Source organism: Mitsuokella apri (assembly GCF_047974105.1).
GTDB lineage: Bacteria > Bacillota > Negativicutes > Selenomonadales > Selenomonadaceae > Mitsuokella.
The window spans coordinates 206,306-219,089 of sequence record NZ_JBHYRS010000001.1; the positions used below are offsets into that span (position 1 = coordinate 206,306).

The 12,784-nt window shown below is 53.0% G+C and carries 15 protein-coding genes and 1 pseudogene; 2 read left to right on the forward strand and 14 right to left on the reverse strand.

Going from position 1 to position 12,784, the window contains the following annotated elements:
• Positions 1–147 precede the first annotated feature (147 nt).
• Genes ACE419_RS01035 through ACE419_RS01060 form a run of 6 tightly spaced genes read right to left on the reverse strand, consistent with a single transcriptional unit; the run spans position 148 to position 3,167 of the window.
• Entirely contained in the window at positions 148–801 is a 654-nt protein-coding gene (locus ACE419_RS01035) for a flavodoxin (protein WP_435720726.1), read from the reverse strand.
• Between the two features lie 17 nt (positions 802–818).
• Complete coding sequence (locus ACE419_RS01040; RefSeq protein WP_435720727.1) at positions 819–1,289, reverse strand: flavodoxin; 471 nt, start codon at positions 1,287–1,289, stop codon at positions 819–821.
• A gap of 30 nt (positions 1,290–1,319) precedes the next feature.
• A complete protein-coding gene (locus ACE419_RS01045) occupies positions 1,320–2,006 on the reverse strand; it encodes an NAD(P)H-dependent oxidoreductase (RefSeq protein WP_435720728.1) in 687 nt (228 codons plus the stop codon).
• Positions 2,007–2,045: 39 nt separating this feature from the next.
• Positions 2,046–2,507: a carboxymuconolactone decarboxylase family protein gene (locus ACE419_RS01050; RefSeq protein WP_435720729.1), complete on the reverse strand. Its 462-nt coding sequence runs from the start codon at positions 2,505–2,507 to the stop codon at positions 2,046–2,048.
• Positions 2,508–2,541: 34 nt separating this feature from the next.
• Positions 2,542–2,961, reverse strand: coding sequence for a cupin domain-containing protein (locus ACE419_RS01055; RefSeq protein WP_435720730.1), 420 nt, complete (start codon positions 2,959–2,961; stop codon positions 2,542–2,544).
• Positions 2,958–3,167, reverse strand: a complete 210-nt coding sequence (locus ACE419_RS01060) for a hypothetical protein (protein WP_435720731.1) — start codon at positions 3,165–3,167, stop codon at positions 2,958–2,960. Before ACE419_RS01060 ends, ACE419_RS01055 begins: the two co-directional genes overlap by 4 nt.
• A 195-nt stretch (positions 3,168–3,362) precedes the next feature.
• Between ACE419_RS01060 and ACE419_RS01065 the strand changes: the two genes are divergently transcribed.
• Positions 3,363–4,256 carry a LysR family transcriptional regulator gene (locus tag ACE419_RS01065; protein ID WP_435720732.1) on the forward strand — a complete coding sequence of 298 codons (894 nt, stop codon included), beginning with the start codon at positions 3,363–3,365 and terminating at the stop codon, positions 4,254–4,256.
• A 31-nt stretch (positions 4,257–4,287) separates the two neighbouring features.
• On the opposite strand, the gene ACE419_RS01070 is transcribed toward ACE419_RS01065, so the two are convergent.
• The gene (locus ACE419_RS01070) at positions 4,288–5,412 is read right to left on the reverse strand and encodes an MBL fold metallo-hydrolase (RefSeq protein WP_435720733.1); all 1,125 of its coding nucleotides are present in this window, start codon (positions 5,410–5,412) and stop codon (positions 4,288–4,290) included.
• A 141-nt stretch (positions 5,413–5,553) separates the two neighbouring features.
• Positions 5,554–6,723: an iron-containing alcohol dehydrogenase gene (locus ACE419_RS01075; protein ID WP_435720734.1), complete on the reverse strand. Its 1,170-nt coding sequence runs from the start codon at positions 6,721–6,723 to the stop codon at positions 5,554–5,556.
• Between the two features lie 225 nt (positions 6,724–6,948).
• Between ACE419_RS01075 and ACE419_RS01080 the strand changes: the two genes are divergently transcribed.
• A complete protein-coding gene (locus ACE419_RS01080) occupies positions 6,949–7,836 on the forward strand; it encodes a phosphatase domain-containing putative toxin (RefSeq protein WP_435720735.1) in 888 nt (295 codons plus the stop codon).
• Positions 7,837–7,853: 17 nt separating this feature from the next.
• Here the strand turns inward: ACE419_RS01080 and ACE419_RS01085 are convergent, their stop codons facing one another.
• The 6 genes and pseudogenes from ACE419_RS01085 to tadA form a co-directional block, all read right to left on the reverse strand.
• Positions 7,854–8,972, reverse strand: a complete 1,119-nt coding sequence (locus ACE419_RS01085) for an alpha/beta hydrolase (RefSeq protein ID WP_435720736.1) — start codon at positions 8,970–8,972, stop codon at positions 7,854–7,856.
• 160 nt (positions 8,973–9,132) lie between these two features.
• Complete coding sequence (locus tag ACE419_RS01090) at positions 9,133–9,369, reverse strand: hypothetical protein (protein WP_435720737.1); 237 nt, start codon at positions 9,367–9,369, stop codon at positions 9,133–9,135.
• Position 9,370: 1 nt separating this feature from the next.
• Positions 9,371–10,573: an RNA-guided endonuclease InsQ/TnpB family protein gene (locus ACE419_RS01095; RefSeq protein WP_435720738.1), complete on the reverse strand. Its 1,203-nt coding sequence runs from the start codon at positions 10,571–10,573 to the stop codon at positions 9,371–9,373.
• A 22-nt stretch (positions 10,574–10,595) separates the two neighbouring features.
• Positions 10,596–10,718 (reverse strand): annotated as a pseudogene (locus ACE419_RS01100) (IS607 family transposase); the annotation flags it as partial.
• Between the two features lie 83 nt (positions 10,719–10,801).
• Positions 10,802–12,166 carry an MATE family efflux transporter gene (locus ACE419_RS01105; RefSeq protein WP_435720739.1) on the reverse strand — a complete coding sequence of 455 codons (1,365 nt, stop codon included), beginning with the start codon at positions 12,164–12,166 and terminating at the stop codon, positions 10,802–10,804.
• The gene (gene tadA / locus ACE419_RS01110; protein ID WP_295630710.1) at positions 12,135–12,665 is read right to left on the reverse strand and encodes a tRNA adenosine(34) deaminase TadA; all 531 of its coding nucleotides are present in this window, start codon (positions 12,663–12,665) and stop codon (positions 12,135–12,137) included. Before tadA ends, ACE419_RS01105 begins: the two co-directional genes overlap by 32 nt.
• Positions 12,666–12,784: the final 119 nt, after the last annotated feature.

Sequence of the window (12,784 nt, forward strand, 5' to 3'; positions counted from 1 at the left end):
AGATATGCCCGTAATGTGAAATGCTTATATCTTAGGCAGTGCAATACGTTTCATCTATGAAAGCTTTCTCTATAGAAAAAGCAGGAATGATGTGTTTCGATCACATCGTTCCTGCTCTTTCCGCTAAAAATCTTTTTTGTCCGCAGATTACTTCAGGGATTTGGCCCATTCTGCGACCTTGGCATCGTCAATGCGGCCCGTGAAGCAGGTACCGTCCTGCCAGTCGCCCTTACCCCCGGCCATTTCCTTCAGCAGCTGTCCGCTGCTGCCGAGCGGCGAGCTCGCGGCCGTGGCAAACGTCACGACATGTTTGCCCGTGAAGTCATTGCCCTTGACAAAGGCATTCATCGGCCAAGCGGCAATGCCCCACCAAATCGGGTAGCCGATGTAGACCGTGTCATACTCGGCCCAATTGTCCGGTGTCGTCTTCTTCAGCGTGATCTTGTCGCGCAGGGACTCGTCGTCATGCTCCTTGCTGACGCGGCTGTCGGGATTGTTGTAGTCGAGGTCCTCTTTCGTATATTCATTTGTCGGTTCAATTTTCATGATGTCGGCGTTCTTGGCTTTTGCGAGATCCTTCGCGACCTGTTCCGTGCGGCCCGTATTCGTGTAGTAAACGACCAGAGCCTTCCTGCCCAAAGCCTGCTGCGTTGAATCCGACGAAGACGAAGAATTCTCACCTACGACGGCCTTCTGCGAAGAAGAGCCCGAAGCACCGGCCGAATCACTCGAGCCGCAGCCGACCAGAGCCACGGCCATGATAACGCCCAGAACGAGCATCAGGATTTTCTTGATTTTCATAAGTTCAGCTCCGTTTCTTAATAGGATTTAGCCCAGTCTGCGAGTTTGCTATCCGAGAAACCGTTGAGTACTTTGCCCGCCTGCCAGTCGGCTTCGGGGCAGATGCGCCTGAGGTCTTCTACGGTCCTGCCCATGCCGCTGCCGCCCGAGGTTGCAAACGGCACAATTTTCTTGCCTGCGAAATGATAGCTTTCTACAAATGTGTAGATGATGCGCGGCGCGATGTACCACCAAATCGGGAATCCCAGATAAATAGTATCGTAGTCCGCCATATTCTTGACCTTGCCGACAATCTCCGGACGCGACGCATCGTCATCGCGCTCGAGGACGTTGCGGCTCTTTTTATTCGTCCAGTTTAAGTCTGCCGAAGTATACGGCTCGGCCGGCACAATCTCGAAAAGGTCCGCACCGGCGGCTTTAGCCAGGCGCTCCGCCACGCGTTTTGTCGTCCCCGTGGCGGAAAAATAAGCTACGAGCTTTTTGCTCACAACAGTCACCTTCTATAAAATATCAAAATATCACAGATTTTTACCCATCTTCTCGGCCATGTCGCCAAACTGAGAATGTTCGACAAGGGACCGTGAGCCGCAGCCGATGCCGAGCACTTTGCCGGCATCCTGCCACTCCATGTAGCGGACCAGCGTGTCGTAATGGTCGACAAGAGCCGACATCGTCCAGTCGTCGCGGTTGTAGGCCGTGGCAATCAGGATGGACTTTTTGTTATGCAGTTTGCCCGTGCGCGAATAAAAACGGTCGACGATGGTCTTGAGCTGTGCCGACATGCCGAAATAATAAAGCGGTGTCGTTAAGACGAGCAGGTCGGCTTCGAGCATCTTCGGCATCAGCGTGTTCTCGATGTCATCCTTGAAGATGCACGGACCGTCCATATGGCACTGGTCGCAGCCGCGGCACGGATGCGTCTCGCTGTTGGCAGCGTCAAATGTGAACACCTCATGTCCGGCAGCTTCCGCGCCTTTCGTAAAGCGGTCCGCGAGATAAATCGACGTGGACTCATCGTGTGGATGCGGACTGCTGGTAATCACCACTATCTTCATATTTTGCCTCCCGAAAACAGCACCGGGACTTGAAGCCGCGCCCTGTGCCTTATCCTTTTGTCCATCGAGCAGAGCCGACAGGCCGCAGCCGCTCAACAATATCGTCATCGCGCCCATGCCGGTCAATTTTAGAAATTCTCTGCGGTTCATGTCCTCATCCCGCTTTCTTTTCCGCACATTCAATCTGTGTTATTCTGCATAAACTTCCTTGGCATAACGGAATGCTGCCCAGGCCTTCGGCCAGCCGCCGTAGAAGCCAACCTGTGTGATGATTTCAGCCATCTCAGCCTTTGTCACGCCGTTTTTCTTGGCCTCGCCGATATGATACTTGAGCGAGCTGTCCGTAATGCCCTGCGCGATGAGCGCGGAAACCGTCACAATGCTGCGGTCGTGCAGCGAAAGCACGTCGTTCTTGCTCCAGACCTCGCCGAAGAGAATATCATCGTTGTAGCGCGCGAAATCCGGTGCAAAATCGCCGAGCTGGTCACGTCCGGCCGTCTGCACAACTTTTACGGCCTTTTTCTGCGTTTCTGTCTTAACGTTATTATTCTGTTCCATAGCACTTGCCTCTTTCATCGAAAAACCACTGCCGAAAAGCATGACACCTGCAAGCAGGGCAGCCATAATTTTTTTCCTGCCACTCTGTTTCATTCTTTTACCTCATGGATTTCAGTATTTCATAGTATCACTGCAGAGCATCGTAGGCAGCCGGGTCCACCGGCTCGCACCACTCATTGCTTGTCTCTTCGCCCGGCACCTCGATGGCCAGATGCTGAAATGCACTGTCCTTCGCCGCGCCGTGCCAGTGCTTGACTTCCGGAGGGATATTGACAACATCACCGGCCTTAAGCTCTCTTGCCGGTTTGCCCCACTCCTGATACCAGCCGCGGCCGGCCGTGACGAGAAGAATCTGGCCGCCACCCGATTTTGCATGGTGGATGTGCCAGTGATTGCGGCAGCCCGGCTCAAATGTCACATTGCCGACATAAACCTGCTGCAGCGAAAGCCCATTTAAATAGCTCTTGCCATCAAAATACTGTGCATAGTTGACATTTTCCCCGCCGATGGCAAAGGGACTTGCTTTCTTGATTTCATCGAGCGTCATACGATCTCCCGTCCTTTCGAATGCTGTTCAAGTGTAAAAATCATATAATCGAGGCAGGAAAGCATTTCCTGCTGCTGGTGCAGATTCTCAACCAGATGACGTCTATGCCGTTTCAGATAACAGAGACGCGCCTCATCGTCGGGCAGGGCATCGTACTCTGCCTGACATTCCGGCGAGCAGCCAGCGTCAAGGAGTTCATCGTGCATATCTTTCGCTCCTTTCCTCTCTTGATAGTTTTATCATAGCAGGATGGCATCGTAATGTGAAATGCTTATACATTAGGTCGTATTATGTATTTTTCGTATTATAGAGATTGTCAAAAAATCATCGGCCCTGTAAGATGAGAGCAGATACTACAGAATGAGATGATAGATCATATATGGAAAGAAAGGCTTGATAATATGGAACTTCGCACGCTTGCTTATTTTTTGGCCGTGGCCCGCGAGCAGAACATGACGGAGGCCGCCAATGTGCTGCATGTGACGCAGCCGACCTTGTCGCGGCAGATTGCCGACCTTGAGGACGAACTCGGCAAGAAACTATTCACGCGCACAAGCCGCAGCACGCTTTTAACCGAGGACGGCATGCACCTCCGGCAGCGCGCGGAAGAAATTCTCGCGCTCGTGAATCAGACCGAGGACGAAATCAAGAACGACACCATCGATCTTTCTGGCAATATCCGCATCGGTGCGGGCGAAACCTACTGCATGCATCTGCTCGCCGAGCTTTTTGCCGACCTGCACAGCCGTTATCCGAAGCTAACTGTGGACCTTTTCACGGGCAATGCCGATACGGTTGAGGAAAAACTCGTGCACGGCCTCATCGACTTTGCGCTGATGATTGAGCCGTTCTCACTTGAAGATTATCATTATATCCGCCTGCCCGAGCCCATTCACATTGGCATCGTGACGCGCAATGACAGCAAATGGGCCACCAAAAAAGGCATCACCCCCGAGGACCTCAGGGAGATGCCGCTTTTCATTTCCTCACGCCAGAACACGAGGACTTATGATTATGCCAGCTGGTCAGGCGGGAAAATCTCCCCAGGGCAGCTCCATATTGTCGGCCGCTTCGACCTCATTGGCAATGTCTCGCACTTCATCCGCGCGGGCATTGGCAACGCCATTGGCATCGATGAACTGCTGCAGCTTGAGACCGGCCATCTCAAATTCATCCCGTTCGAGCCGGCCCTCACGACCACGGCCGTCGTCGTCTGGAAAAAATACCGCCTGCTGTCAAAATCCAGCGAGGCCTTCCTCAACGAACTGAAAAAACGAGCACAGCCCCCTGCCTGAAAAAGACACAGAATGCTTTTTTAGGCGATGTTCAGGCCTTCTGCCACCAGGACGAGAACGTTTCCATCCGGTCAAAACGCACCAGAGCGCCAATTTCCGGTGTCAGCATCTGGTAGGATTTTCCTTTGCTCACTGCCTGCAGTTTTGCCATCGGCTCCTGCCACGGATGGCGCGCCAAGGCGAATTTGCTGTTGTGCGCAGGAATGACGAATTTCGCCCCGACATCTTCAGCAGCCTTGGCCGTTTCCTCGGGCAGCATATGAATCGGATGCCACGCAAGGTTGTACTGGCCGTTCTCCGCGAGCACGCAGTCAAAGCCGCCGAATTTTTTGCCGATGGCCTTGAAATGTTCGCCGTAGCCGCCATCGCCCGTATAATAGAGGCTGCGCTGCGGCGTGATGAAGGCCATGCCGCACCAGAGCGTCGGATTCTGTTTGAGAAAACGGCCGGAAAAATGCTGCGACGGCAGAATATGAACGGAGAGCGTATCCGAAAGCTTGATTTCCGTATCCCAGTCTTCCTCATGAATACGATTCACATCAAAGCCCCACTGCTCAAAATAGGCGCCGACACCGAGCGGGCAGACGACCTGATGAACCCTTGACTTCAGGGCCATGACCGTCGGATAGTCGAGGTGGTCCCAATGATCGTGGCTCATGGCCAGCACATCGATTTCGGGAAAATCCTCGGCCGTGTAGACATTGGAGCCGGGGAATGCGCGGTTGATAAACCATAAAGGCGAAGCATAGCTGCTGAATACGGGGTCAATGAGGATGCGATGGCCGCCGAGCTGCACATAAAAGCTCGAATGACCGAGCCAGACAACGGCATCCTGCTCGCGCGGCAGAGCCAGAAGATTTGTTTTTGCAGATGGCAGGGGATTATCGGGCACCAACCCTTTTTTATCACCGAACAGGAATTTCCACGTGGCCACAAGGCGGTTTTCATGCTCGCCCTCGTCTTCCGACATCACGGGCACAGGCACGAGGTTTTCAAAATGGTCCCAATGGTAATGCGGCGAGGCCTGCATGCGCCTTAAGCGTTCCCCCGATGGCAGCTCGCCAAATTTTGGCCGATGCACGTAGGAATAAACACCGCCCGCAGAAGCTGCGCCTATGAGCCCGAGGCCGGCTAAAATAAATTCACGTCTTGTCATTCATTGATTCCTCTCATGATGTGAAATTATCGAAATTATATTGAAAACAATTATAGCGCATCTTTTTTCGTCTGCCAACAAAAAAGACCCGCTGACAGACAGCAGGTCTTTTTAACTGCATGAATCGCACGTCAGGCATCTTTACATGGCCTGACGGAAAATCGTGCGGATTTCTTCTTTTGTCAATATACGATAGCCGCCTTGAAGAATCAGCGTGCCGTTCACGAGGTCGTCGAGCATGGTCTCATCCGCGCCAAGTTCCTTGAGATGAAGAACAAGGCCCAGTTCCTGCATCCAAGCTTTCATCTTTGCAAGGCCTTCTTCGGCAGTCTGCTCATCGCTCTTACCTGCAGCATCGACGTTCCATACGTTTTTCGCAAAGCGGACAAATTTCGGCAGACCATCCTTCATGATAAACTTGTAATACGGCAGCGATACAGCGGCCAGCGTCATGCCATGCGTGGTATTCGTGCAGCCGCCCACGGACTGACCCAGCATATGGACCATCCAGTCCGTCGTCTTGCCCTTGGCAATCAGGGTGTTGAGTGCCCAAGTCGCATCCCACATCAGATTCGAACGGGCCTCATAATCTTCGGGATTCACGACAGCTTTGCGGCCGGCCTCAATAACATTGCGCATCAGCCCTTCGGCGAGATAATCGCTCGTGTTGTCATCCGTGCCGGAGAAATACTGCTCGCAGATGTGATTGAAGATATCGTAAATGCCGGCTGTCATCTGATATTTCGGCAGCGTCATCGTGTAAACAGGATTCAGGATAGAAAAACGCGGCATGATTTTTTCATCAGCAAACACATGGCCAATCTTGAGTTTCTTCTCTGGATAGGTAATGACCGAGCCAGCGTTCATTTCCGAGCCCGTGCCGACCATCGTGAGGACCGTGCCGACGGGAAGCGTCGCGCAGTCCGGTTCTTCAAATTTGACGAAATACTTCTCCCAAGGGTCCTCGTCACAGTGGACCGAAACCGACAGAGCCTTGGCATAATCGATGACGGAGCCGCCGCCCACGGCCAAAATGAACTCCGTGCCCTGCTTTCTGGCAGTCTCCACGCCTTCGCGCAGCTTATGGATGGTCGGATTCGACATGACGCCGGCGATTTCGACGACATCTTTGCCTTCTTCCTGAAGAATCTTCGTCACAGCATCATAAATGCCGTTTTTCTTGATGGAGCCGCCGCCATAGACCAGCGCGACTTTCTGGCCATATTTTTTCAATTCGCCATGCAGATTTTCCAAAGCTTCTTTACCGAAGTAGAGTTTCGTCGGATTGCAGTATGTAAAATTGCCTAACATCTTGATATTCTTCCTTTCCTTCTTATATACTTCTTATATAACTTATATAACCTGAAAGCCTGTCGGGCTCAAGCAAAAAACTTTTCTCGATTCCCTGTTTGCCTTTATTTTAGCAGGATTTCCCTGTCCGTTGAAATGCTTATCATGAAGACGGTATTATGCATTTTATCTATAGAAGTTTCACCTTCATACATCGATTTCCGTAAACAGAAAGGATGCTGCCCCTTGCCTTTTCCCACGATACGTCTTATACATCAAAAAACAGTCCTCTCGTTCCTTTGCCTGAGCTGGCTGATTTTACTGCTCGTCTCGCCGCTGATTTCAGCGGCAGTTCCGGCAGAACCAGCCTGGCGCCTTGACGCGGCCGTCAGCAGCGGCGAACCGATTCATTTTCGGCGTGACGAAAGTCTTAAAATCGCGGGCGGCGGGCAGCCGACACCGGCAGTCCTTCTCCATCTGCCCAAGCTCCTTGAAATTTCTCCCGATACCCCCATTTGGGATATTGACCTGCGGCAGGAGTCCCACGGCTTTTTAAATGATGCAGCCGTGAGCTGGCACGGTCCCCAGAATGCGGCGAACCGCGGCCTTGCAGCCAAAGCAGTCGAACAAGACGAAACGGCCCGTCTGCAGGGAACGCTTGGGCAGCATGTCCAAGCCCTGCCGATGGGCCGCTACGATGAAGAACATATCAAAACATCTTTTGCTGAACCAGTAGAGAGCTGGTCAACGGAACGCGGACTTGCGCATAAGTCAGGTCTTGGCTATAAGCGCTTGGCCGCGACCGATATGGAATGGCCGGGGCCTGCGGTCATCGATGACTTCGTCGATTTTTACCGCAGTCTGCCGAAAAATCACGGCTGGCTCTTCTTCCACTGCCAGGCCGGACAGGGCCGTACGACGACGTTTATGGTACTCTATGAGCTGCTGGAACATCCATCCGTCACCGCAGATGAGGCAATTGCGCATCAGCGCGGCCTAGGCGGCGCCGACCTTTCAAGCGGGCCGCGTTATCATGGCCTGCAGCTTTTCGCCCATTATGTCAAAGAAAACTGTGCGTCAAATTTTCAGCAAACATGGAGCCAGTGGCTGGCTGCCCGACAAAATTCTTACTAACAAATTTTCTCATCTCATCATTTCAGATACTTCTGGAAGAATGACGTGATTTTGTCAAACGGGATTTTTTCCATATTGTCGTAAAGATCCGTATGGTTGGCACCGGGGATAATCATCAGCTCTTTGTTATCGCCTTTGAGCTTCTTGAAGGCATCCTCACCGAAGTAGCGCGAATGCGCTTTTTCCCCGTGGATGACCAGTACGGCACTTTCGATTTCATCAGCATAGGTAAGCAGCGGCATATTCATGAACGAAAGAGCAGTCGTCAGATTCCAGCCCTCGTTGGAATTCAGGGAACGCGGATGATAGCCGCGCTTCGTCTTGTAATAAGCGTAGTAATCCTTGACGAACTGCGGGGCATCGGCCGGCAGCGGGTCGACGACACCGCCCGCCCGCTTGTACGTGCCCGTGCGGTAGTCCTCGGTGCGCTGAGCATTGAGTGCCCTGCGGTTTGCCATGCGCTCTTTCTTGATGGTCGCTGCGTCCTTATCGTAATCGAAGTAGCCATTGGCCATGACACGGCTCATATCGTACATGGTCGAAACCACCGTAGCCTTGATGCGCGTATCCATGGCCGCCGCATTGAGAGCCATGCCGCCCCAGCCGCAGATGCCGAGAATGCCGATGCGGTCCGGGTCGACATCTTTTTCATTGGACAGGAAATCGACGGCTGCCGAAAAATCCTCGGTGTTGATATCAGGAGATGCCACATTGCGCACACCGTTCACGCCGCCGCTCTCGCCCGTAAACGAAGGATCAAAGGCAATCGTCAGGAAACCGCGTTTCGCCAGTTCCTGTGCATAAAGCCCTGAAGACTGTTCCTTAACCGCGCCGAAAGGTCCGCTGACCGCAACGGCCGCGAGTTTGCCTGTAATTTTTTTCGGCTCATAGAGGTCGGCGGCAAGTTCCATGCCGTAACGGTTGTGAAATGTCACTTTGCGATGGTTGACATCCCTGCTTTCCGGAAAAACTTTATCCCATTCTGTTGTCAGTTTCAAATTGCTCTCCCCCTGTACTTTCGTGTCTGCGGCAGCCTGCTGTGTCTGCATGTTCGTCTGTGCCTTATCCGTCTGGGCGGCGGCTTCTGCCGTCATGCCCACTGTGCCTAAAGCCATGGTCACGCCTAACGTGGCCATAACCAACATCCTTTTCATGTATTTTTTCTTTTGCATCAAAAACACCTCTCATCGTGTAAGCAAATCGTCATTTTGTTCCTTGAACTGATTTAATTATACAATGAGAGGTGTTTTATTACCAATACTTATTATTAATTCCTTTCCATGCTCAGTAAGCATATTATTCGCGAGTGCCGAAAATTTCGTCCAAACGGGCACGCACGACGCCGGCAGCCCGCGAAAAGGTCTGCCCTTCCTTCCAAATCAAGTAATTATGAGAGTACAAGGCCGGCTGCAGCGGACGAAACGTCAGCTCCGGATGATGCGCTTCGTCGGTGGCAACTACGTTATATTTATTATAAATACCAAATAATGATATTTGTATTTTTAATAAATTTCGCTGTTCACTCTTTCTCACATCAGGCGCAGCCTGAGCTGCGACGAGCGCTCATCGAAAGAGTTACTACAGCTGGGCGCAACGCTACGCCCTCTATCCCGTCTGCGTTCACATTCGGGAATACTTTTCGCATGATCTGGTAGGCACCATTGACATCGGCATTGATTTTCCGGCCATCACTTGTCTTGAACAGGCCGCGATGAACCCGGCGTGATTTGTCATAGCAGGCCTTGACCGGGGCCTCTCCATCCAAGAAGGAAGTGCCACTTGTGTAGCTCTCCTCAGTCAGCACGACCTTCATGCCGATTGACTCGGCCTTGTACTGCAGCATCTGGATGAAGCGGGCGAAAGGCAGCTGCACAAAGCTCTGGTTGACTTTGCGCCCAAGATTCGCTTCCTGTTTCCAGCCCTTATTCTTGCCGATGACCAGTACCGACACGTCCTGCCCCGCGCACAAGTCGATGACCTTGCGACTCGCTTTGTGCAGGTAATCCTCGACCTTGCGGTTCCGCTTCACTGTGAGCCGCGCGATTCGCTTCGATGAATGGCGTCCATTCATCCGCTCACAGATGCTTCTGCGCTTGGCCATCTGCTTGTTATAGTACTGGTTGACCGACTTGAGCGGCGTCCCCTTGAGCAGGACAGGTCGCTCGCCTGTATTCCATGCCAGCGCCGCGAGATTGTCGATGCCGATGTCGATAGCGGCATATTTTCCATTGTCCGCTTTCTCTTCGACCTCGGGAATCTCATAGACGAGTTCTATGCAAATCTCTCCGCCATGCGGGATGATACGCGCCTGCTTGAATACAGCATCAGGCTGGCCGACAAAGATGGCCTTTACCGTGAAGCCTTGGAAGGTCCTGGGAAAACAGATGATTCCGTCTTTGAGCTTGCAGTTCTGGTTCGTCAGCACCAGCGGGAAATAGCCTTCCTTCGGCTTGTACTTCGGCAGTTTAGGACGTCCCTTGTACTTCTCGGGATGGGCCTTCCAGTCCTTGATGGCCGCGAAGAACGATGTCCAGTTCTTATCTAAAATGCGGAGTGTCTGCTGCGCCGTCTGCGCAGTCGGCATCTCCCGATAGTCGGGGTAGTCTGCATCCGCCTTCAGCAAACGGTCGACTTCGCCATAGCGCAGCCATTTGCTATCCTTGATGAACGCCTGACGGATCAGGAAGTTTCCATGATTGTAGAGGTTCTTGGAACGATGACAGAATTCACGCAACATGGCATAGAACGGTGAAGAAGGGTTAAGCCGGTGGTGTTCCACTCGTTTCATCATCCTCTATCGCCTCCTTGATCTTCTGCAGCCTATTGCGATTGGAATACAGCTTCATAGAGTAGCAATGCAACAGGCTCACGATATCCTCGAAACTTCTTGATTTTGCGCTTCACATCTTTTTTGAGGAACTTGATGTCGTTAATTTTATATTTTTACTATATCTGCTTTCTGCTCTCAAAGACGCAGCACTAACGGCTTGATGTGTTTGCGGTAGAAGGCGTAAATGCCGATGAGCAGTACAGCTGTGATGACCCAGCTCAGAGGATATGAAATCATGATGTTCGTGAACGTCGGTTTGGCGGCAAACGCCGTATAAATCCACGCGATGCGCACGCCGCAGATGGTCACGAGCATTAAAAGAGCCGGCGGCAGCGAGTAGCCGTAGCCGCGCAAGGCCCCCGAGAGAATCTCGATAAAGACACAGAGAAAATAAAAACCGATGATGTAGAAAATGCGGATACGGCCAATCTCGATGACAGCGGGGTTATCATTGAACAAGGCCAGAAGCTCGTTCGCAAACAGGCAGGCCAGCGCGGAAAGCACGACGGTCACGAGCATCGTCACGCTGAAGCCCGTTTTTGTGGCTTTGCGGCAGCGCGCAAGATTGCCCGCGCCGTAGTTCTGACTCACGAACGTCGTCACGGCCTGGCCGAAGGCGATGAGCAGCACGTAAATGTTGATTTCGATGGTGAACGCCGCCGTCGAAGCTGCCATGACGACCGCACCAAGGCTGTTGATGGCCGCCTGAATGACGAGATTCGACAGGGCAAACACCATGCCCTGAATGCCTGCAGGCAGGCCGATGCGCAGGATTTCCTTCGCGTACGACTTTTCCATGCGGATGGCGCCGGGTTCGAGCCGGATGATGCCGTGTTCATGGCAGAGCGCATGATAAAGCATCCAGGCACTCAGATAATTAGACAGAGCCGTCGCCGCAGCCACGCCGCCCACGCCCCAGTCGAAAACGAGCACGGTCACGAGGTTCAGCACGATGTTGAGGCCGCTCGCTGCGGCCAAGGCCTTGAGCGGTGTCCACGTATTGCCGCGGCTTCGATAGATGGCCGACTCGAAGTTATAGAGCCCGATGGCCGGCATGCCGAGGAAGTAGATGCGCAGATAGAGCTCTGCAGCCGGCATGACGGAATCCGGCACGGCCAGAAGCTCGAGCATGGGTCTTGCGATGAGCTCACCGAGGACGGCCACGAAAATGCCTAGGATCAGTGCCAAAAGAAAAGACGTATGGACAGCCCGTATCGTCTCTTTTAAGTCATGCGCACCGATGAAGCGTGCGATGACGACGTTGGCACCGAGCGAGATGCCGATAAAGAGATTGACGAGCAGGCTGATAATCGGCGCGTTGTTGCCGACGGCCGCGAGGGCATCCGTGCCGACGCATTGACCGAGCACCAGCGTATCCGCCGTATTGAAGAGCTGCTGCAGCACGCCCGTGAGCGCGAGCGGCAGGGCAAAGATAACCATCGGCCCCGCCATCGAACCGTGCAGCATATCAACCGTCATCTTCTTCTGAACATCCATCATCTGCCGCCTCCTTCTGCTTTTTCAGCTTCTTGAGTGCCTTTTGCTGCTCGCGCCGCATCTTGAAGAAGCGTTTCATGATGCCCGCGCATTCTGCCTGCAGCACGCCGGCCGTGATGACAGGGCGATGATTGAGCGTCGGATTGCCTGGAATATTGAACACCGACTCGCAGGCACCGGCCCTTGCGTCCGTGCTGCCGTAAACGACGCGGTCGACACGGCTCATGACAATGGCCCCCGCACACATCGGGCACGGTTCAATCGTCACATAGAGCGTCAGGCCCGAAAGACGCCAGCGGTCAAGACTTTTGCAGGCCTCGCGTATCGCAATCATCTCGGCATGTGCCGTCGCGTCGTGCCAGATTTCACGCATATTATGCCCGCGCGCAACGATATTTCCCCCGGTATCAACGAGCACGGCGCCAATCGGCACCTCACCGAGGTCATAGGCTTTCTGCGCTTCATCCAGCGCTATCTTCATATAGAATGCATCTTCCTGCATACCATCCCTCCATGAAATTATTTCTCTTTTCATCATAGCGCAGATGTATCCGGCTGGTCAAATGAGACACAAAAAAGCTCCTGCCAAAGCAGGAGCTTTTGTTATGCGGCTTGTAAGAG

Bases quoted from the DNA above. Each gene is read 5' to 3' on its own strand.
- ACE419_RS01035 (WP_435720726.1), bottom strand. From the start codon at position 801: ATGAAAATCAAGAAAATCCTGATGCTCGTTCTGGGCGTTATCATGGCC.
- tadA (WP_295630710.1), bottom strand. From the start codon at position 12,665: ATGCAGGAAGATGCATTCTATATGAAGATAGCGCTGGATGAAGCGCAG.
- ACE419_RS01105 (WP_435720739.1), bottom strand. From the start codon at position 12,166: ATGATGGATGTTCAGAAGAAGATGACGGTTGATATGCTGCACGGTTCG.
- ACE419_RS01070 (WP_435720733.1), bottom strand. From the start codon at position 5,412: ATGACAAGACGTGAATTTATTTTAGCCGGCCTCGGGCTCATAGGCGCA.
- ACE419_RS01055 (WP_435720730.1), bottom strand. From the start codon at position 2,961: ATGACGCTCGATGAAATCAAGAAAGCAAGTCCCTTTGCCATCGGCGGG.
- ACE419_RS01050 (WP_435720729.1), bottom strand. From the start codon at position 2,507: ATGAAACAGAGTGGCAGGAAAAAAATTATGGCTGCCCTGCTTGCAGGT.
- ACE419_RS01060 (WP_435720731.1), bottom strand. From the start codon at position 3,167: ATGCACGATGAACTCCTTGACGCTGGCTGCTCGCCGGAATGTCAGGCA.
- ACE419_RS01095 (WP_435720738.1), bottom strand. From the start codon at position 10,573: ATGTTGCGTGAATTCTGTCATCGTTCCAAGAACCTCTACAATCATGGA.
- ACE419_RS01045 (WP_435720728.1), bottom strand. From the start codon at position 2,006: ATGAACCGCAGAGAATTTCTAAAATTGACCGGCATGGGCGCGATGACG.
- ACE419_RS01075 (WP_435720734.1), bottom strand. From the start codon at position 6,723: ATGTTAGGCAATTTTACATACTGCAATCCGACGAAACTCTACTTCGGT.
- ACE419_RS01085 (WP_435720736.1), bottom strand. From the start codon at position 8,972: ATGGCCACGTTAGGCGTGACCATGGCTTTAGGCACAGTGGGCATGACG.
- ACE419_RS01065 (WP_435720732.1), top strand. From the start codon at position 3,363: ATGGAACTTCGCACGCTTGCTTATTTTTTGGCCGTGGCCCGCGAGCAG.